The 18,925-nt window shown below is 66.7% G+C and carries 19 protein-coding genes and 1 pseudogene; 16 read left to right on the top strand and 4 right to left on the bottom strand.

Annotated features, from left to right (window positions below; genetic code table 11):
* Nucleotides 1–917, bottom strand: a 917-nt coding sequence (locus E1291_RS27475; RefSeq protein ID WP_131740982.1) for a hemolysin family protein, incomplete at its 3' end; no start/stop codon positions are given.
* 392 nt (nucleotides 918–1,309) lie between these two features.
* Between E1291_RS27475 and E1291_RS27480 the strand changes: the two genes are divergently transcribed.
* From E1291_RS27480 to galK, 15 genes and pseudogenes are all read left to right on the top strand, one after another.
* Entirely contained in the window at nucleotides 1,310–1,678 is a 369-nt protein-coding gene (locus E1291_RS27480; protein WP_131740983.1) for a hypothetical protein, read from the top strand.
* A 5-nt stretch (nucleotides 1,679–1,683) separates the two neighbouring features.
* Nucleotides 1,684–2,199, top strand: coding sequence for a DUF6879 family protein (locus tag E1291_RS27485; RefSeq protein ID WP_131740984.1), 516 nt, complete (start codon nucleotides 1,684–1,686; stop codon nucleotides 2,197–2,199).
* A 9-nt stretch (nucleotides 2,200–2,208) separates the two neighbouring features.
* Nucleotides 2,209–2,409: pseudogene (locus E1291_RS45220) on the top strand (helix-turn-helix domain-containing protein); the annotation flags it as partial.
* Between the two features lie 42 nt (nucleotides 2,410–2,451).
* Entirely contained in the window at nucleotides 2,452–3,057 is a 606-nt protein-coding gene (locus tag E1291_RS27490; RefSeq protein ID WP_242614407.1) for a DUF5753 domain-containing protein, read from the top strand.
* Nucleotides 3,058–3,595: 538 nt separating this feature from the next.
* Nucleotides 3,596–3,775 carry a hypothetical protein gene (locus E1291_RS27495; protein ID WP_131740986.1) on the top strand — a complete coding sequence of 60 codons (180 nt, stop codon included), beginning with the start codon at nucleotides 3,596–3,598 and terminating at the stop codon, nucleotides 3,773–3,775.
* Between the two features lie 109 nt (nucleotides 3,776–3,884).
* Nucleotides 3,885–4,361 (top strand): glycine-rich domain-containing protein, encoded by a 477-nt coding sequence (locus tag E1291_RS27500; RefSeq protein WP_131740987.1) that lies wholly within the window; start codon nucleotides 3,885–3,887, stop codon nucleotides 4,359–4,361.
* A gap of 12 nt (nucleotides 4,362–4,373) precedes the next feature.
* Entirely contained in the window at nucleotides 4,374–5,186 is an 813-nt protein-coding gene (locus E1291_RS27505) for a phosphotransferase (RefSeq protein ID WP_131740988.1), read from the top strand.
* A 785-nt stretch (nucleotides 5,187–5,971) separates the two neighbouring features.
* On the top strand, nucleotides 5,972–6,265 hold the full coding sequence (locus tag E1291_RS27510; RefSeq protein ID WP_131740989.1) for a hypothetical protein: 294 nt from the start codon (nucleotides 5,972–5,974) through the stop codon (nucleotides 6,263–6,265).
* An 832-nt stretch (nucleotides 6,266–7,097) separates the two neighbouring features.
* Nucleotides 7,098–7,751, top strand: coding sequence for a hypothetical protein (locus E1291_RS27515; protein WP_131740990.1), 654 nt, complete (start codon nucleotides 7,098–7,100; stop codon nucleotides 7,749–7,751).
* A 15-nt stretch (nucleotides 7,752–7,766) separates the two neighbouring features.
* Nucleotides 7,767–8,702 carry a phage major capsid protein gene (locus tag E1291_RS27520; protein WP_207400966.1) on the top strand — a complete coding sequence of 312 codons (936 nt, stop codon included), beginning with the start codon at nucleotides 7,767–7,769 and terminating at the stop codon, nucleotides 8,700–8,702.
* 640 nt (nucleotides 8,703–9,342) lie between these two features.
* The gene (locus E1291_RS27525) at nucleotides 9,343–11,016 is read left to right on the top strand and encodes a DUF3987 domain-containing protein (RefSeq protein ID WP_165495309.1); all 1,674 of its coding nucleotides are present in this window, start codon (nucleotides 9,343–9,345) and stop codon (nucleotides 11,014–11,016) included.
* Nucleotides 11,017–11,193: 177 nt separating this feature from the next.
* Nucleotides 11,194–11,388 (top strand): helix-turn-helix domain-containing protein, encoded by a 195-nt coding sequence (locus tag E1291_RS27530; RefSeq protein ID WP_207400967.1) that lies wholly within the window; start codon nucleotides 11,194–11,196, stop codon nucleotides 11,386–11,388.
* A 34-nt stretch (nucleotides 11,389–11,422) separates the two neighbouring features.
* Entirely contained in the window at nucleotides 11,423–12,625 is a 1,203-nt protein-coding gene (locus E1291_RS27535) for a tyrosine-type recombinase/integrase (RefSeq protein WP_131740992.1), read from the top strand.
* 85 nt (nucleotides 12,626–12,710) lie between these two features.
* Nucleotides 12,711–13,664 (top strand): UDP-glucose 4-epimerase GalE, encoded by a 954-nt coding sequence (gene galE, locus E1291_RS27540; RefSeq protein WP_131740993.1) that lies wholly within the window; start codon nucleotides 12,711–12,713, stop codon nucleotides 13,662–13,664.
* Nucleotides 13,640–14,893, top strand: coding sequence for a galactokinase (gene galK, locus E1291_RS27545; protein WP_242614408.1), 1,254 nt, complete (start codon nucleotides 13,640–13,642; stop codon nucleotides 14,891–14,893). The genes galE and galK overlap by 25 nt, the downstream gene beginning before the upstream one ends.
* Before the next feature lie 91 nt (nucleotides 14,894–14,984).
* Here the strand turns inward: galK and E1291_RS27550 are convergent, their stop codons facing one another.
* The 3 genes from E1291_RS27550 to E1291_RS44195 all read right to left on the bottom strand — a co-directional run bounded on the left by E1291_RS27550 (nucleotide 14,985) and on the right by E1291_RS44195 (nucleotide 18,032).
* Complete coding sequence (locus tag E1291_RS27550) at nucleotides 14,985–15,974, bottom strand: malate dehydrogenase (protein ID WP_131740994.1); 990 nt, start codon at nucleotides 15,972–15,974, stop codon at nucleotides 14,985–14,987.
* A gap of 272 nt (nucleotides 15,975–16,246) precedes the next feature.
* Nucleotides 16,247–17,464 carry an NADP-dependent isocitrate dehydrogenase gene (locus tag E1291_RS27555; protein WP_131740995.1) on the bottom strand — a complete coding sequence of 406 codons (1,218 nt, stop codon included), beginning with the start codon at nucleotides 17,462–17,464 and terminating at the stop codon, nucleotides 16,247–16,249.
* Nucleotides 17,465–17,606: 142 nt separating this feature from the next.
* Nucleotides 17,607–18,032 carry a DUF3017 domain-containing protein gene (locus tag E1291_RS44195; RefSeq protein WP_242614409.1) on the bottom strand — a complete coding sequence of 142 codons (426 nt, stop codon included), beginning with the start codon at nucleotides 18,030–18,032 and terminating at the stop codon, nucleotides 17,607–17,609.
* A 224-nt stretch (nucleotides 18,033–18,256) separates the two neighbouring features.
* Between E1291_RS44195 and E1291_RS27565 the strand changes: the two genes are divergently transcribed.
* The coding region (locus E1291_RS27565) for an FHA domain-containing protein (RefSeq protein ID WP_242614410.1) at nucleotides 18,257–18,925 on the top strand (669 nt) is incomplete at its 3' end.

The raw sequence follows: 18,925 nt of genomic DNA on the forward strand, positions 1-18,925 counted from the left end.
GCCACCGGCACGGGGTGCGGCGTCGCCCGCGGCGTGACGCGCACGCGGGCCACCCGCCGGCCGTCCATCCGGGCCACCGCGAGAAGGCGGCCCGCGGCCGGCACCGAGTCGCCCTCGGCGGGCACGCGGCCGAGCGCCGCCATGATGTGGCCGGCGACCGTCTCGTAGGGCCCGGCGGGCAGCCGGATCCCGGTCTCGGCGGCGAAGTCGTCCAGGTTGAGCAGGCCGTCGACCTCGACCACTCCGCCGTGCAGGCGCCGCGCCTGCGCGTCCTGGACATCATATTCATCGCGTATGTCCCCGATGAGCTCCTCCAGGAGGTCCTCCAGCGTGACGATCCCGGCGACGCCGCCGTACTCGTCCATGACGATCGCCAGATGGCAGCCCTCCCCGCGCATCTCCGACAGCGCCGGGAGCACCCGCTTGGAGGCCGGCAGGAACTTCACCGGCCGCACCAGGGTCCCCACCGGGACGCCTCCGTCGCGCTCCTCCGGCGCCAGCAGGTCCCGGATGTGCACGAACCCGATGACCTCGTCGTGGGAGCCGCGGCAGACGGGGAAGCGCGAATGCGGGCTGCCCGCCGCCACCCGCGCCGCGGCGGGCAGCGGCAGTTCCGCGTCCAGGAACTCCACCTCCGTGCGCGGCACGAGGACCTCGCGCAGCGGCCGCTCCCCCGCCGCGAACACCTCCCCGATCAGCGTCCGCTCGTCCGCGGTGAGCTGGGTGTTCGACGCGACGAGCGCGCGCATCCGCTCCGCGCTGGGCTCCTCGCGGAGCGCGCGCGGGTCGCCGCCCGACAGCCGCACCGCCAGATCACCCGCACGGGCCAATGCCCTGACCAGCGCCCGGACGAGCGGCCCGGGAGGCCCGGACGGCTCACGGGAGCGCACCCGGTCCGCGGGCGACGTCCGGTCCATGCGTTGAGCCTTCCCCGCTCGGCGTTCCGGATAGCCTTGACGGCACCCCGCCGCATCCACCGTGTCATCTGGAGGTCCGTTCGTGAAGCTGCTCTTCACGCACGGGGTCCTCGGCCGTCTGGAGCCTGCTTCGGCCTAGTGTCGTTCGGACAGTGTCTGCGCAGGTAGAGGCCGCGTTTCGGTCACCTCAGACTTCGGCCTGCTGGAGTCCTGTGGAGCCCCACTAGACCCCATCCGTGGGGATCGAGTGGGGAGCATGGGGCCGGTGCTGGGCAGTCCGTGCTCGCTCACCCTGTCCGCCGGAGGCGCAGCCCTTGACGTGGGGTGGCCCTACGTTCAACTATCGAGCGGGACGGTCAACTTCGTTCAACTCACAGGCAGGAGGCTCGATCATGCTTCTAGTGTTCCTGGGCAAGGAGACGACCAGCGGCCAAAGCCCCACGCTCTACGCGACCGACCGAGACTCGTACGTCGTACAGGGCTGGATCGTCACCGATCCCGACACACTTGCACTACTGGACCTGCCTCAAGGCGAAACGACCGTCGAAGTACCACCGAGACTCATGACTCACTTGGCCAAGGACGGCCTAAGCGGAGAGGTCGCTAACGCCGTACCGCCGATCGTCCACATCAACGAGAAGGGGAACTACATCATTCAAGGGAGTGTCGTCAGCGACGCGGCGACTCTGGCGCAAATGGATATACCCGACCATGAGACCTGTGTGGAAGTCCCCAAGAAAGTCATGGCTCTTCTAGGCTGAGGTACATGCAACCAATCGAGTATCAGCAATTTGAGAACATGCTTCGCAGTGCAAAACGAGCATGGCACCTAGAGTTGCGCGACACGTACAACGTTGAGTTCGAGAAAGCCCCACTGGATAGATGGCTTCGGGGCGAGCCGGACGACTTCGCGTGGCTGGACGACTGGCTAAGGTTTATTCGAGAGCTCACAGTAAGCGGCGTGTCGGTAGAACGACTTCGAGTTGTGAGCGAGCCCCACACGGATTACACGCGATGGAGTCTCGCGGTAACGCGCCTTAATGTTGCCGCCGGGGAGGAAGTTCGATACCTCCCCCGCCAGAACACCAATGACCTCTCGTTCCCAGAAGAGGATTGTTGGCTCCTGGGCGAAGATACCCTGATCCTTAGCCTCTTTAAGCCAGATGGCGGCTCGGCTGGATTCGCCGTCGAACCTGACCCTCAAAAAGTCGCGCGCTATCGCGCACTGCGGGATGCAGCGTGGCCCCGAGGCGTTCCATACGGCGATTACCTGAGCCGATAGCCTCTCCACGTGTCCAGCCCTGCTCGGCAAGCCCGAGAAGCACTAGGTGCCCGCCTGAGGGATCTCCGCAAGGACGCACAGCTAACAGGTAGGGCGCTCGCCTCAAGGGCCGGATGGCACTATTCGCTTGTTTCTAAGATTGAACATGGCGCCATCAACATCTCCGAAGAACACGTTCGCGCATGGTGTAGTGCCTGTCGAGTCGACGAGGAAGCAGCCGACCTGATAGCCGCTGTGCGCTCCATTGACACCATGTTCGTAGAATGGCGAAGACAGCTAAAGTCTGGGACCAAGCGTCGACAGAACGCGAGCATTAAATTTGAAGCAGAAACAAAATTCTTCCGAGTTTTTGAGCCTTTGATGATTCCCGGCCTCCTGCAAACCGCAGAGTATGCCGAGGCCATGCTTGCGATGACGGTGGATTTTCATGGTCTTCCAGATGACATAGAGGCCGGGGTTCAAGCGCGACTTGAGCGACAGCAAATCCTCTACCGCGGTGACCGCAAGTTCCACATGGTGATCACTCAAAGTGCACTTACGCTTGGCATTGTTGAGGCTGACGTAGTGGGTGGTCAATTGGATCGACTGCTCGCCCTGTCGTCACTCTCTCGCCTGCATTTGGGGATAATTCCCACACGAGCAAAACACAGGTTCTTTCCTCTTCATGGTTTCTGGATACTGGATGACCGTGAGGTTCTGTTTGAAAGTATCTCGGCGGAGGTGAAGCTAACTCAGCCGCAGGAGGTCGCCATCTATGCCAAGGCTTTTGAACGGTTGGCGGCCTCCGCTGTCTACGGCCGAGAGGCTCGAACTTTCATCACCAAGGCTACTGAGGACCTAGCAAACGAAGTGATCTAGTTCAACATCGTTCAACATCATGGACTCCATCTGCCTGAGGCTCCTACCGTCCAAGGCATGAGTTCTGACGCGTCGAGACACGCGAGAGCTACCGCTGACCAGCCGATGCCTGCGAGCGAGCGTCGTGCGTTCCTGACCACTCTTGATAGGGCTGTGCGTGAGCACGGTGGGATGTCGTGTGGCGTGGTTCCGCACGATGGCACGCCGGTGTTGCATGTGATCAACGCCAAGCTTCCGAGCAGGTTTACGGAGGTTGGGGCGGACTATGCCGACGGTGCTTGGTGGTTCACCTGGGCCAGCACAGGTGACACGATCGGGCCGGTTGGCGACCTCCGTGGAGTCGCCGATGTGGTTGCGCGTGAGGTCGGTGCCCACATGCAGGTGCGTCCGTGATGGTGGACGTGGGGGACCTGCCGCGAATGGCCGGGATGCTTCTTTCCTTCGGGCTGGTGTGCGTAGCTTTCGGCGTGGCCTGCGGCTACGTGCTCATGCCGGGCGTGGTGCGCCGGTGCCGGCGCTTTGTTCGGGGGTCGCGCCGATGAAAGTCGTGACGGCCGGTGAGGTGACCGCTGCCCTGGAGATCACACGAGCGGCCTATCAGGAGGCGATGACCCGCGCCGGGATGCTGGCAGGAAAAATCGCCGAGGTTCACGCCTACGCCGAGTCACAGCTTGCCGAGGTGGCCGAACAGGACGACGACGCCGACCCCGGCAGTTAACGCCCCCGGGCAGTGGTGGCGGGTACGTTCGGCCCACTACACCGCCGCCGTCGCCCGGAGGACCAAAGCTCGGCAACCAGCCGAGCTCGCACCTTCAGGAGGTAGCGAAATGATCACTGTTCCGGAGAGGACGGCACAGGCCGTCAAGGACCCCCGCGAGTTAGTAGCGCCCGAGGTTTTCGGCCTGCTGGTCGAAGACATCATGCGCTACAACCATGTCACCCGTGCCTACGCCGAGCGTCTGATGGGGCAGGCGCTCGTGTTCCTCAAGGCTCACGCCGACCTGATCAAGGCCGCCACCAAGGACCCAGCGGACTGGGTGAGGATCGTTCCCTCGGTACCGGTGGATGAGGGCTGGCACGCCTTCCTCAAGCGCACCAAGCCCTACTTCGACTTCGGCATGGAACACGCCGGGGCCTACCTGCACCACGTGCCGGTGGTGGACGCCGACATTCTGTCGGGCGCAGCGCTGGAGCGGACCGTCCCGATCCTGCGCGCCACGGGCTACTACGTGGACATGGAATTCTGGGAGGCCGGTGCCGGGGCGGGCTGCTGCCCGCCGGAGTGCAGCACCATCGGCAACTGACGAAGGGCGCAGATGCGCGACCAGTGGACCCGTCTACCGGAAGCGGTCCGGTCGGCCATCACCGGACGAACCGGCGCGGTCCGCAGCGTCCGGGCGGTTCCCGGCGGCAGTAACGCCGACTTGGCTGCCACTGTGACCGGCTCGGCCGGGCCATCGTTCGTCAAGGCCGCTCGGAAGACCTCGCGGGGCCAGGACGGTCCACGAGTCCGCGCGCTGCGCAGGGAAGCCACGATCAACCCTGTCGTTCCCGAGTTCGCCCCCCGGCTTCTGTGGACCGTGGAAGCCGGGGGGTGGCTCGCGGTGGGTTTCGAGCACGTCCAAGGCCGCCATGCCGACTACTCGCCCGGTTCCCCTGACCTGGCGACTTTGGCGAAGACGGTTTATCAACTTCAAGGCACGCCATGCCCGGATGCGGTCGTGATGCGAGTGGAACGCCGTTGGGAGCATCTCGTACCGGATGTGGCTCCGATGGCCGGTGACGCCCTTCTGCACACCGACCTCAACCCTCACAATCTACTGATCACCCCAGAACGCCGCGCCTACGTGGTGGATTGGGGGTTCGCGTCCCGGGGCGCGCCCTGGGTAGAGATCGGCCAGATCATCCCCTGGTTGATCCACGCCGGGCACACCCCCGCCGACGCCGAACGATGGGCGGTCCAGTTCCTCGCTTGGACAAGCGCCCCCCCTGAGGCGCTCGACCTGTACACGCGAGCATCGGCTGAACGCTGGAGGCGACGCGCCGCAGCTAATCCAGACGCAGAGCCTCCGGCCAATCTGCCCATTGCCGAGCAGTGGGCAGAGCACCGTATCGCACGCGCCTTGTAGGAAACCAACAGCGCCCGCGCCCTCCGGCGGCTCCAGCTCGCCCCGGCCGAGGCCACTTGCCGGGCAAGTTGTTGTCGCACTCCCACACAAACGGCTAGTGGCTTGAGGCGCTGGCGGGTCGATCGTCTTGGACGTAGTGTGATCTTGCCTTCAGTGGCGCTAGTGGTGGACGGGCGGTCAGCCCGAAGCGGGGAGCGTGGGAACTGTTCAGGTTCAAGCCGATCAGCCGGACCGAAGCGGACCGGCGTGCCAGCATAGTCAGCAAGACCAAGAAGGCCGTCGAGCCCCGTTTGCCGGTCAGTTGGGGAGTTCGCCCCAGAGATAAGCCTTGCCGAACGTGCCGACGGTTCATCTATGACGCACGCAATCGGCAGCTCTACTGTGCTGATTGCCTGGCAGATCGCACCCGAGTAAACGATCGAGAACGCAAGCAAGCCAAACGGGAAGCGAAAAGGCCATGCAAGCAGTGTGAGTGTTGGGGCGAAAATGCGTCATGCACCTACGAGGTAGGGTGCCGGGAATGCTGCACTTGCAAATTTACCTATCTTCCGAGGTTTGCCGCTCCGGTCGCTTATAAAATTCCGGCGCCCGAACTGTCGGAGCGGGAAAGTCGGGAGGCGGAGGAGGAAGCGGGCGCACGCCGTGCTGTGCGGATCCAAGCGTTCCCCGACTCAGTTGTCGAGGGTGTGAGTGTCGATGATCTACCGCGCCGCCCTCGGAGGAACGATGACGACGAAGGGTCGCCGGATGTTAATCGGCGAACCGCGCAAACCTGGAGTGAACGGGTGCTCGGCGAATTCGCTCAGCAGTACAAGGCGGATGACGGGCGCGGGTACGGCACCGAGACACAGTCAGCAATGCGGGATCGCAATCCCGACGAGGGACAGACCGAACCCGACGTCTATGACAGATACGACCCGGAACGCTGCTGGCGTGACTGGAGAGCGAAAGCCTTCCTGGCCAGCTACCCGGACTGGTGGGCCATGGACTCAGGGGCACGGGGAGGTGTGTTCTACCCGTTCGGGCGGCCCACACCACGGCCCGCGCGGTACAACGACATGGACGCCTTGATGGGCTAGCGCAACCTCCGGTGCTGCCCGGAGCCCGGCTCCGTCGCCGCCCTGTGCCCTGTGTCCGCTTCTCACCTAGAGGGGGAGGGGGGAAGGGGGGTGGGGGCACCGGGCGGCGAAGACGCCCAAGACTGTTAGGGGCCCAGAGGGCCCGATAGCCATAGTCTTGGGCTTCGGAGCCCAAGCGGAGAAGCCCAGTCAGACAGTAAGGGTTGGCCGGGTACAGGAGGCCAGCCCGATAGTTACAGAGAGGGCGGAAGCCTCCGGGCTGGAGCCCTACGGCTTCCTTCTTCTTTCTAGCGGCCTACCTCCGGCCGCTAGTAACTACTTCTCTACTTCTTTCTAGTACGTCCGGCTGAAGCAACAGCCGGCCTCGGAGGCTCACCGCCTCCCGGTGAGCTTCCTTCTGTCTTCCGTAGTCTGTTTCTGCGGAACGTTGAACCTGCCACGTTCACGACCTCACCACCGTTGCCGGTGGTGTATCCGGCCCCGGCCGGGGCTCTTGGTTGCTGTGGCAGGTTCCCAAGGGCCCTAGCTGGGGCCCTTTTTTCGTTTCCAGGGTCGGTCCCGATGGACCGACCCTTTGTTATGTGAGGAGTCACCGAGATGGAGACTGCACCAACCCCGCAAACCGTCGCTCACGCCTCGGAGGTCTACGCCCTCCGAGCACAGGTCGAGTGCCTGGCTGCCGAGGTCGTCAAGTACAAGGCACTGATGCGCAAGTCCGAGAAACGCGCCAAGCGCACTTGGCGCGAACTGCAAAAGGAGCGAGAGAACAGCCTTGCTCTCGCCCAGTTGGTCAGGGCTCTGGCCAGTACCCCCGGAACCGAATCGGAGAACCATGAACGAGCAGACGCCGTCCACCTTGCCATCAGGGCCGCCAGAAGCGCCCGTAAGCCTCTCGACGGGCATCGGTGAACCCATGACACTCGGAACGCTTGAAACGGGCTCTGGTGAGCCCTCGGAGCGTGCTGGAGTTCTTTCCCTCGAACCCGGAGGTGGCCCGGGGCCGGCTGTTGCTTCGGATCCTTCGGACCAGGGTGCCCCAAGTGATGAGCCGCTCGCAGAGCCGGAACGCGACTGGGCCGCTGAACTGGAAACCGCCACAGCCGAGCGAGACGAGATGCAAGACCAGGCCGCTGACCTCAAGGCCCAGAACACCGATCTGCGGGAACGGCTTCTCTCTCTCACAATCGAAAACGTCAAACAAAAGGAAAAGCGCATTCTGCATGAGAGCGTTATTTCCATGCTCGACATGTCCCGTCTCGTCGATGACGACGGGTTGCCGAACAGGGATGCCATCACGGCAATAGTCCGCCAGTTCGGTGGTGACCCCAAAAGGTTTGTGGCAACAGCCGCCGAACTCGGCATAGGCGCCACTAGCGCCTACCCCCAACCTCCCGAGGGATTCGGGTACTCCAACCGGCATCCCTACGGAAACCCGCGTCCAGGGACGTCCAGTCACAAGTTGGATGCCCGCAACCGCGACCGTTAGCAAGGAGAAACGACTATGGCTATTTCACCGACCCCCACCTACACCAACGATGGCACCCGCGAGTATGTGCCAGCCGTCTGGAATGAAGCGCTACTTGAAGAGTTGGACCCTCAGCTTGCCTTCGCCTCCCCGCTGGTCTGCAACCGAAACTATGAGGGGGATATCCGAGGCCGCGGTGACACGGTGGTGATCAACGGCATCGTTTCCCCGGACGTCGGCAAATACAACGACTCCACGGGAATGAACATTCAGCAACTCAAGACGGTTCGCCAGGACCTTCTTGTGAGTGAGGCCGACTACGTCGCCTACTTCGTAGGAGAGATCGAGATGGTCCAGGCGGCCGGAGCGCTCCAGTTCCCCGCGATGAAACGGGCCACGATGGAACTCGCCAAGGCCGTGGACACCTTCGTGGGCGGCGTGATCGCCTCTAGCGCGACGAAGGCCGGGCAGGTGGACGTCTCCGGCATCCCCAAGCCCATGGACAAGGGTGAGGCCCTGCTGGAAGGGATCTTCGACTACATGGAGCAGCTCGACAGCGCCGACGTCTCGCCCGAAGGGCGCTACGTCGTAGTGTCCCCGAAGGCCAAGCGGTACCTGGTCCGCGCTGAGGCCGTCTCCAACGCCTCGGCCTACGGCGAGGCCGGGGTTACCCACAACGGTGTGATCGCCCGCTTGGCGGGCTTCACAATCGTCACCACGACCCACATGCCCGCTGGGGTGGACATCGTCGCAGGACAGCGGGACTTCACCACCTACGCCTCTCAGTTCCTCGGGTTCAGGGGACAGCCCGTCGAGCGGTTCCGCCGCAACCAGATCGACGGCCTTCACGTCTACGGTGCCAAGGTGGTCCGCTATCCCGAACTGGACACCCTGAAAGCGGACGGGAAGAACTTCGATGAGTCCAAGCCGTCCAAGGGGCTTATCAAGTCCACCGTGAAGTGGACCGCCTGACCCAGACCGCCGGCGCTTGATTCGGCCCCTCCTTCCGGAGATAACCCGAAACAAGCGTCTAACTGGCCCCCTCGGACCTGGTCCGAGGGGGCCCTTTTTACTGAGTTGTGACAATACGTGAAACCCCTGCCCGCAAGGGGTTTCACTTCTTTCTTTCCTTGAAAGCCCACGTCCCAGATTCGTACATGGTCGGAGAGGGGAGACCCTCCTGTGCAGCGTAAGTGCGGAAGGAGGGTATCCCCCCGCCCCTTCGAACGACTCGCCCCAGGTAGAAGCAAGAAGAAGGCAGCTCACAGACCGTGCTGGGGACTGTCGCGCTAAGTCGCTGCTTCTTTCCCCTCGACTCACTCCGCGACTGTCCGATCTCAAGAACTTTGAAAGTTCCATCATTGTCACGTCTACCTGCGCCTTTGTGTGGCCCGTCCCCTTGAGAGCGGGTCGAATGGCGCGCGGATGGGTTGCAGATTCCCGAAGAATGGTCTTACGGTGTGGCTCCGCTCGTTCCGCAGCACCGAACGAGCGAGGCAGGTCCCAGCAAAGAGCGCTAAGCGCTCTGGAGACCGGCCCCCAGACACAGGCCAGCCCCACAGCGTCACTCCGCCAAGAACGCCGCTGTGGGGCCAACACAGGGAGTCTACGCATGACCTCCAACGACCGTCCCACCAACCGCCCGACCGTGAGTCCGGCCGTCTACGCCGGACCCTTCGGGAAGATCACAGCAGAGATCGACCCCCACACCGAAGGCGACCGAGTCGGGGTCTTGGTGACTCTCCTGTCCGCTTTCTCGGCGGTCATCGGTCATGACGTCAAGGTGGCGCACGGCAAGACTCAGCCACTGGGCTTCTGGCCGGTCCTTGTGGGACCGACCGGCAAGGGCCGCAAGGGCACCGCCCACGGCGCGGCATCGCAGATCTTGAACGTCGCGTACGCGCACTTCATGGACACTCAGCAGGTCGAAGGATGCCCGCGAACGGGTGAGGGCTTCACCTCCACACTGGAAGCGCTTGCTGTCGGAGACGTGGCCTCTCCGGTCTTCCTCGTGGAGGAAGAGGGGGACAACCTGATCGACGCAGCCAAACGGTCAAAGACGCTCGGAGTCGCCTTCCGCAAGGCATGGGACGGTTCGACCCTCACCAACATCACCAAGGCCGGTCAGATCGTGGTGAAGCGTCCCCACCTCGGCATGGTGATGCATGTCCAGCCCAAGAACTGGGGAGCGATCTCCGGGACCAAGGACGCGACCGGAGGAACGTACAACCGCTTCTTCCCGGTGTATGTCGAGCGCTCCAAGACGGTCCGGCTGTCCAAGGCTCGGACCCCTTCGGATGTGGTGGTGAGGCTCGCCCGACAGTTGCGGGACATGACCGCATACGCCATGAACGTCTCCGAGGTCACCATGCCCGCGCGCGTTGAAGACGTCTTCGAGACCAAGCACCGGCCAGTGGTGGAAGCCCTCACACTCGGCACGGAGGCCCTTGCCCAGTACGCCGAGCGAGCCTTGGCCTACATGCTGCGGTTGTCCGCGCTGTACGCGCTGGCCTCCAAGCGAGACGAGATCACCACCACCGACCTTGACGCCGCTACCGCGCTGGTCACCTACATGGTGGACACCGTGACTCACGTCCTCCCGGACGCCCAGTCCACGGGAGGAGACCTCCCGGTCCGAATCGAGAACTACATCCGGGAAGCCGGAGACACCGGCCGGACATCGACGGAGATCCTCAAGAAGTACGGGGTCAAGCGCGATGCCCTCGACATGATCGTCTCGGCAAACCCCCTGCTGTCGGTCGGCCCCGGTCCCTACACCGGTGGACGCCGCGCCGACGTCTTCAAGTACGTCCCCGAGGTCGCGGACGAGGCTCCGAAGGAAGAAGCCATGGGCTTCGCTCCAATGATCGAAGTCCCGAAGGAAGAAGCCCCGGAGGCGCCGGTTTCCAGGGAGGCCCTTGAGGCCGCGATGTACGGCGACCGGATCGACCCTCAGGACAAGCCGCACACCGTCTCAGAGATCCTCGCCTCACTCCCACCCAAGCCCACAGGTGTCGCCGGTCTGCGCGCCCTTCTGGACAGCACCAAGCCGGAGCCGGAGGCGGTTCCCGAACCGGCCTCCGAGACGATCTCCGCACCGGTCCCGGCCAGGAACGGTGTGGAGGCACTCCGAGCGATGCTCGACGCCCAGACCTCGGCCCCACCCCTGCTCCCGGCCTCCCCTTCGGTGCACGTTCAGGAAGCCCTGAGCGTCGAGGACGACACGGACGACGACGACCTGTCGGACCTGCTGGCCGTGTGCACCTTCGCCCACATCGCGGCCTAGCCAGCCAGCCCCCGGCCCGGACACGGGCCGGGCCGGGGGCCCTCCTCCCGGCCTCGCCGGACTTGTGGACCTCCCACACCCCCTACGCCTCAACCGGCCCCGGCCTGCCCCGCTCGTGTCCGAACACACCCTCTCGCCTTGTCGGCATCTCACAACACCCCCAGAGGAGATCCACCAATGCGCCACCTCACCAGCGTTCCAGAGACCCCCGAGCCGCTCATGGACGTTCCCGCCGTCGCGGCCTACCTGAGCGTGAAGACCTCATGGGTCTACGACCACCGCAGGGACCTCCCGTTCTTCAAGGTCGGCAACCAGCTCCGCGCCCGCCGCACCGACCTGGACCAGTGGCTCAACCAGCAGCGCGCGGCCTGACCACCACCTCCCACCGAAACGGAAGGAAGCCGAAATGGCTGACAACTGGGAAGGCAAGACCGCCGACGGAATCTCGTGGCGCTACAAGCGAAACCGCAAGGGAGAGAAGGCCAAGGGAGCCAACGGCCGCCCCGTGAAGGTCTACGGCTGGCGGACGACCCTCGAAGGCAAGGAGGTCCGGGTTAAGCCCTCCGAAGACCTCGAAGCCGTAAGGGCTGAGCGGGACCGTATTCGGACGTCCCGGCGTGAAGGGACGTACGTTGACCGCAAAAAGGGCGCCGTCCTGTTCAAGGACTACGCAGCCAAGTGGCTTGAGTCCAAGACCGACATCGATCCGGACAGCAGCCACCGCACCTACAGGTCACGTCTCAACCACAGCATCTGTCCCCTCATCGGCGACAAGCCCTTGTCGCGGATGACGCCCGAAGTCCTTCAGGACTTCGTGACGGACCTTCAGAAGCAGGGCAAGCACCCTGCGCCCTACTTCACGCTCGTTTGCATGATCCTCCGTGACGCCATCGCCAAGGACATCATCCTCCGGAAGGATCCCAAGATCGGGGTCATCACTCCGCCGAAGAAGGAACGTAAGGTCAGGTCCCTGAGCAAAGCAGAGTTCGAGGCTGCCGAGAGGGCCATGGCCGCAGACGTCAAGCTCCGGACGATCTTCACGGTGCTTGCAGAGACCGGCGCCAGGATCAGCGAGGTCATGAGCCTCTGTGTCGACCAGATCGACGAGGTGAACGGAGAGGTCACCCTGAACCGCCAACTGGCGAAGCACCACGAGACCAAGGAAATCTACCTGAAGGAACCCAAGAGCAAAGCGGGCTCCCGAAAGATTCTGATGTCCGAGACTCTCGCCCAGGCACTCAAGAAGTGGGTAGAGGAGAACCCGCCTGTGTCTCGCGTGATTCGATTCCGGCGCCGGAACGGCGAAGAAGAGATGCGGGCCGTGTGCTTCCTCTTCACCCGCGCCGACGAAGCGCCAATGCTCCGGGATGACATGGCGCATCTCTGGCGCAGGGCTTGCAGGAAAGCAGAGGTCAACGTGACCCCTCACCAACTGCGGCACACGATCGCAACATTCCTCATCGGGGACGGGATCGACGTGAAGACCGTTCAATCGGTGCTCGGGCACAGCCGGTCGAGCATCACACTAGACACGTACACCGACCCCACGGAGGAAGGCCGCCAAGCGGCTCAGCAGTCACTCAACCGCCGGAGGATCCGGGCAGTATGATCCCTCAGGTAGTGGGGAATCAGTGGGGACGCAAGCGTCAATCCCCACGAAGGACCAGATAGAACGATCAGAGGGGACCCCGTTCGTGAAGCTGCTCGTCACCGGAGGCGCCGGCTACATCGGCAGCGTCGTCTCCGCACAGCTCCTGGAGGCGGGGCACGAGGTGGTCGTCCTGGACGACCTGTCGACCGGCCACGAGGACGCGGTTCCCGAGGGTGCCCGGCTGGTGCGCGGCACGCTGCGCGAGAGCGCGGCCGACGTCCTCGGCGGCGCCGGGTTCGACGCCGTCCTGCACTTCGCGGCCAAGTCGCTGGTCGGCGAGTCGGTGGAGAAGCCCGGCCTGTACTGGGACAAGAACCTCGGCGAGTCGCTGGCCCTGCTGGAGGCGATGCGCACCGCGGGCGTCGGCCGGATCGTGTTCTCCTCCACCGCCGCGACCTACGGCGAGCCGGAGTCCACGCCGATCCTGGAGACCGACCCGACCCGCCCCACCAACCCCTACGGGGCGTCCAAGCTCGCGATCGACACGGCGCTGGCCGAGTACGCGCGGCTGCACGGGCTCGGCGGGGTCTCGCTGCGCTACTTCAACGTCGCGGGCGCCCACGGGCGGCAGGGCGAGCGGCACGCCGTCGAGACCCACCTGATCCCGAACGTGCTGCGCGCCGCGCTCGGCGAGGGCGCGGCCGTGCGCGTCTTCGGCGAGGACTACCCGACGCCGGACGGCACCTGCCTGCGCGACTACATCCATGTCGCCGACCTCGGCCGGGCCCACCTGCTGGCGCTGGAGGCGTGCGCGCCCGGCGTCCACGAGATCTTCAACCTGGGCAGCGGGACGGGCAACTCGGTCCGCGAGGTCATCGAGGTGTGCCGGACGGTGACCGGGCGCGACATCCCGGTCGAGGCCGGCCCGCGCCGGGCGGGCGACCCCGCGGTGCTGGTCGCGTCCTCGGAGAAGATCAGGGCGCGGCTGGGCTGGAAGCCCGAGCACGACCTGACCGCGATGGTCTCGGACGCGTGGACCTTCCTCCGGTCGCGATGACCGGCCCCGCGGCGGACCCGCGGGCGGCGGGCGGCACCGCCGGGACCGGCACGGCCGGGCCGGGTTCAGAGGCGCTGGGACCGGACGCGCTCGCCGGCGCGTTCGCCGCCGCCTTCGGGCGACCCGCCGAAGGCGTCTGGCACGCCCCGGGCCGGGTCAACCTGATCGGCGAGCACACCGACCACAACGAGGGGCTCGTCCTGCCGTTCGCGCTGCCGCGCGGCGTGTCGGTGGCCGCGGCACGGCGCGGCGACGGCGTCCTGGAGGTCCGCTCACGGCAGGCCGGCGGGACGGCCGTCACCGCCGCCGTCCAGAGCGGTCCGGTCGCCGCCGGGGAATGGCCCGCCGAGCACGCCTGGGCCGCCTATCCCGTCGGCGTTGCGCGCGTGCTGGCCGAGCACGGCGTCGGCGGCGCCTCGCTGCTGATCGACTCCGATCTGCCGCAGGGCGCCGGGCTGTCGTCCTCCGCCGCGCTGGAGTGCGCCACCGCGCTCGCCCTGTCCGAGCTGTACGACGCCGGCCTCGACCGGCCCGCGCTGGCGCGCCTCGCGCGGCGCGCCGAGAACGAGCAGGTCGGCGTGCCGTGCGGGGTGATGGACCAGTCCGCCTCGCTGCTGTGCGAGCCCGGCCGCGTGCTCCTGCTCGACTGCCGAAGCGGCCTGTCGGCGCAGGTGCCGTTCGGCCCCGCCGAGTCGGGGCTGGAGCTGCTGGTGGCCGACACCCGCGCGAGCCGCGCCCTGGCGGGCGGCGGCTACGGGCGCCGCCGCGCGGAGTGCGAGGAGGCCGCCGCGCTGCTCGGCGTCGCCGCGCTGCGCGATGTGAAGGACCTCGCCGGGGCACTCGGCGCGCTGAGCGATCGGGTGCTGCGCCGCCGCGTCCAGCACGTCGTCACCGAGAACCACCGCGTCGAGGCCGCCGCCGGGCTGCTGCGCGCCGGCGCCGTGGCCGAGCTCGGCGCGCTGCTGAGCGCCTCGCACCTGTCCCTGCGCGACCAGTTCGAGGTCTCCTGGCCGGAGGCGGACACCGCGGTCGACGCCGCCCTGCGGGCCGGCGCGCGCGGCGGCCGCATGATCGGCGGCGGGTTCGGCGGCTCGGTGATCGTGCTCACCGCGGCCGACCGGGCGGCGCGGGTCCGCGACGCGATCCGGTCGGCGTACGCGGGCCGGGGCTGGGCCGAGCCGGAGTTCCTGGACGCCACGCCCAGCGCGGGCGCCCGCCGCGTCCGCTGAACCGCACGTCCCGTTAGACGGGTGCGGGGGCCGCCGGGAGAACCGGCGGCCCCCGCCTATCGCGCTTGGGCCCGTGTCAGATCAGGCCGTGTCAGATGAGGCCGAGCTTGCGGACGGCGTCGCGCTCCTCCGCCAGCTCGCCCACGGACGCGTCGATGCGCGCCCGGGAGAAGGCGTCGATCTCCAGGCCCCGCACGATCTCCCACTCGCCGTCCTTGGTGGTGACGGGGAACGAGGAGATCAGGCCCTCCGGGACGTCGTACGAGCCGTCCGACACGACGGCCATCGACGTCCAGTCGCCCTCGGCGGTGCCGTTCACCCACGTGTGCACGTGGTCGATCGCGGCGGACGCGGCCGACGCCGCCGACGACGCGCCCCGCGCCTCGATGATCGCGGCGCCGCGCTTGGCGACGGTCGGGATGAAGTCGTTCTCCAGCCACGCCTGGTCGTTCACCGTCTCGGCGGCGTTCTTGCCCGCGATCTCGGCGTGGAAGACGTCGGGGTACTGGGTGGCCGAGTGGTTGCCCCAGATCGTCATCCGGCGGATGTCGGCGACCGACACGCCCGCCTTCTTCGACAGCTGGGCCAGCGCGCGGTTGTGGTCGAGGCGGGTCATCGCGGTGAACCGCGCGGCCGGGACGTCCGGGGCGTGCGACCGGGCGATGAGCGCGTTGGTGTTGGCCGGGTTGCCGACCACCAGGACCTTGATGTCGTCGGCCGCGCCGGCGTTGATCGCCTCGCCCTGCGGCTTGAAGATGCCGCCGTTGGCCTCCAGCAGGTCGCCGCGCTCCATCCCCTTGGTGCGGGGCCGGGCGCCGACCAGCAGCGCGACGTTCGCGCCGTCGAAGGCCCGTACGGCGTCGTCGAAGATGTCGATGCCGGACACCAGCGGGAAGGCGCCGTCGTCCAACTCCATGGCGGTGCCCTCGGCGGCCTTCACCGCCTGCGGGATCTCCAGCAGCCGCAGCCGGACGGGGACGTCCGCGCCGAGCAGCTGCCCGGACGCGATGCGGAACAGCAGCGCGTAGCCGATCTGGCCCGCGGCGCCGGTGACGGTGACGTTGACTGGGGTGCGCGTCATTGCCTTCTTCTCCTGCTGTGACCTGACGGGGCTCAGGCGGCCATCCTTCGAACCCGACCGCCCGAGAGACGCGCCGCCGCGCGGACTCTCTCGTCGTCGAGATAGTTCACCGGGGTCAGGCTATCGCGCGCCCCCGGCGCGCCGCCCGGCAGGTGCGCCGGCGGGCATGTCCGCGAAACGCGGAAGGCCGCCCCGGGGTTTCCGGGGCGGCCTTCCCACGCTCGCTCCCGCACGCGCGTTCGCCGCGCGCGGGGGCCGGCGGTCGCCGGCGGCTAGCCGTTGATCTTCTTCTGGAGGTTGAGGTCGAGCGCCTCCAGGAACTCCTGCGTGGTCAGCCAGGCCGTCTCGGGCCCGACGAGCAGGGCGAGGTCCTTGGTCATCTGGCCGTTCTCGACCGTCTCGACGCAGACCCGCTCCAGCGTGCGGGCGAAGTCGATCAGCGCCGGGGTGTTGTCGAGCTTGCCGCGGTGCTCCAGCCCGCGCGTCCAGGCGAAGATCGACGCGATCGGGTTGGTCGAGGTCGGCTTGCCCTGCTGGTGCTGCCGGTAGTGCCGGGTCACCGTGCCGTGGGCGGCCTCCGCCTCGACGGTCCTGCCGTCGGGCGTCATGAGGACGGAGGTCATGAGGCCGAGGGAGCCGAAGCCCTGCGCGAGGGTGTCGGACTGGACGTCGCCGTCGTAGTTCTTGGCGGCCCACACGAAGCCGCCCTCCCACTTGAGCGCGGCGGCGACCATGTCGTCGATCAGGCGGTGCTCGTAGGTGAGGCCCTTGGCCTCGAACTCGGCCTTGAACTCGGCCTCGTAGATCTCCTGGAAGAGGTCCTTGAAGCGGCCGTCGTAGGCCTTGAGGATCGTGTTCTTCGTCGACATGTACAGCGGCATCTCGCGGCTCAGCGCGTACCGCATGCTCGTCCGGGCGAAGTCCCGGATGGAGTCGTCGTAGTTGTACATGCCCAGCGCGACGCCGCCGCCGGAGAAGTCCGCGATCTCGAACTCCATCGGCTGCGAGCCGTCCTCGGGCGTGTAGGTGATCGTCACCTTGCCCGGGCCCGGGACCACGAAGTCGGTCGCCTTGTACTGGTCGCCGTGGGCGTGCCGGCCGATGATGATCGGCTTCGTCCAGCCCGGGACCAGCCGGGGGATGTTGGAGGCCACGATCGGCTCACGGAAGATCACGCCGCCGAGGATGTTGCGGATCGTTCCATTGGGGGAACGCCACATCTTCTTCAGGCCGAACTCTTCGACGCGCGCCTCGTCGGGGGTGATCGTGGCGCACTTCACACCGACGCCGTGCTCCTTGATGGCGTTCGCGGCGTCGATCGTGACCTGGTCGTCGGTGGCGTCACGATGCTCGATCCCGAGGTCGTAGTACTTCAGGTCGACATCGAGGTACGGCAGGATCAACTGGTCCTTGATGAATTTCCAGATGATCCGCGTCATTTCGTCGCCGTCGAGTTCGACGACCGGGCCCGCTACTTTGATCTTGGGCATGCTGATGCTGTCCCTTTCCTACACCGGCCAGCAGTCCTGGGTAAGGCTCGACTCGCAAGGCTAGCCGAGGTCACAGCGAGGTCTAGACCTGGCCTCGGCCCTGGTCCCGCCGTGGATCCACTGACCTGGAAAAACGGACCTTCTAGGACGAACCGGCCCGTCGGCGGGCGCGCAGCAGCTTCAGCCCGCGCACGGCCATCGCACACGCGATCAGTACCCCGAACGCCCCGGCGAGCACCAGCCCGGTCTTGTTCATCGGGGGGATGCTCAGTGCGACGAACGCCACCATCTCGCCGAGGATCACCAGCGTCCAGCAGTCGATCGGCCTGCTGCGCACCGCGAGCAGGCCGAGCTGCGACTCCGGCAGCAGCAGCCGGGCGAGCGCGCCGAGCAGCAGCGCCGCCGACATCAGGCCGGAGCCCTTGCGGAAGTAGTCGAGCGCGCACAGTGCGAGACCGCCGGCGACCCCGCACAGGACGAGCAGGTACGGCAGCCGGCCGAGCCAGTGCGGAGCCGCGCCCCTGCCCCGCGGCGCGCGGCGCCTGCGCCGGTGCACCTCCGTGCTCATGGTGCGAGGACCCTCTCGGCTCTGAACGGTTCGGTGGCTCCTCACGGTAGTGCCATTCGGGCCGTCGCACGACCTCGCCGCGGCGGGAACGGGTGGGACGGGCGGTGCCCGCGGGGCGCCGAAGGCCCTGTGTCATCGGTCCTACTCGCCGGTAGGAGGGTGTGACGGTGACGCGCCCGGGTAACCCGTCGGACAGGGGTCGCTAACTAGCTGGGAGGACTGCCGTGGAGGGGCCGTTCATGCGGATCGAGGACAGCGGGCTGGTGGTGCCGCTGCGCCCCGACGTTACGACGGTCGGGAGAGGGAGAGGAGTCGACATCCGCCTCGACGACCCGAGTGTGTCCCGATTGCACGCAGAGATCGTTCGGCGCGGCCCGTACGTGTACGTGGTCGACATGGGCCTGTCCCGCAACGGAACGCGAGTCAACGGCCGGCCCATCGCCCGCCGTGTCCTGGAGGACGGTGACGTCGTGAGCTTCGGCACGGCGCGCTGCCGGATGGGGGGCATCCCCCGTGAGGAGGTCGACCCGGACGTCGAGCTGCGTCGTGCCGTCGCCCCCGAGCTCACCCGCCGCGAGGTCGACGTGCTGACCTCGCTCTGCCGCCCCGCCCTCTCGGACGAGGCGTTCGTCGCTCCCGCGACGGCCCGCGAGATCGCCGGTGATCTCGTGGTGACCGAGGCGGCGGTGAAGCAGCACCTGTTGCGGCTCTACCAGAAGTTCCGGATCCCCGAGGGCGCCAACCGCCGCACCCGGCTCGCCAACGAGGTCATCGCGATGGGGCTCGTCCGGCCGCTGCCGCCGGTGCACGTGCCCCAGCAGGGCGGCAGGCCACCGCTGGAGGGCCGGGGCCCCGGCGTCCGCGGCCCGGACCCGCGCCGTCCCGCGGCGGCC

The organism is Actinomadura roseirufa (assembly GCF_900659635.1).
Lineage (GTDB): Bacteria > Actinomycetota > Actinomycetes > Streptosporangiales > Streptosporangiaceae > Spirillospora > Spirillospora roseirufa.

Bases quoted from the DNA above. Each gene is read 5' to 3' on its own strand.
- E1291_RS27480 (WP_131740983.1), top strand. From the start codon at position 1,310: ATGCTTCTAGTGTTCCTGGGCAAGGAGACGACCAGCGGCCAAAGCCCC.
- E1291_RS27485 (WP_131740984.1), top strand. From the start codon at position 1,684: ATGCAACCAATCGAGTATCAGCAATTTGAGAACATGCTTCGCAGTGCA.
- E1291_RS27490 (WP_242614407.1), top strand. From the start codon at position 2,452: ATGTTCGTAGAATGGCGAAGACAGCTAAAGTCTGGGACCAAGCGTCGA.
- E1291_RS27495 (WP_131740986.1), top strand. From the start codon at position 3,596: ATGAAAGTCGTGACGGCCGGTGAGGTGACCGCTGCCCTGGAGATCACA.
- E1291_RS27500 (WP_131740987.1), top strand. From the start codon at position 3,885: ATGATCACTGTTCCGGAGAGGACGGCACAGGCCGTCAAGGACCCCCGC.
- E1291_RS27505 (WP_131740988.1), top strand. From the start codon at position 4,374: ATGCGCGACCAGTGGACCCGTCTACCGGAAGCGGTCCGGTCGGCCATC.
- E1291_RS27515 (WP_131740990.1), top strand. From the start codon at position 7,098: ATGAACGAGCAGACGCCGTCCACCTTGCCATCAGGGCCGCCAGAAGCG.
- E1291_RS27520 (WP_207400966.1), top strand. From the start codon at position 7,767: ATGGCTATTTCACCGACCCCCACCTACACCAACGATGGCACCCGCGAG.
- E1291_RS27525 (WP_165495309.1), top strand. From the start codon at position 9,343: ATGACCTCCAACGACCGTCCCACCAACCGCCCGACCGTGAGTCCGGCC.
- E1291_RS27530 (WP_207400967.1), top strand. From the start codon at position 11,194: ATGCGCCACCTCACCAGCGTTCCAGAGACCCCCGAGCCGCTCATGGAC.
- E1291_RS27535 (WP_131740992.1), top strand. From the start codon at position 11,423: ATGGCTGACAACTGGGAAGGCAAGACCGCCGACGGAATCTCGTGGCGC.
- E1291_RS27550 (WP_131740994.1), bottom strand. From the start codon at position 15,974: ATGACGCGCACCCCAGTCAACGTCACCGTCACCGGCGCCGCGGGCCAG.
- E1291_RS27555 (WP_131740995.1), bottom strand. From the start codon at position 17,464: ATGCCCAAGATCAAAGTAGCGGGCCCGGTCGTCGAACTCGACGGCGAC.
- E1291_RS44195 (WP_242614409.1), bottom strand. From the start codon at position 18,032: ATGAGCACGGAGGTGCACCGGCGCAGGCGCCGCGCGCCGCGGGGCAGG.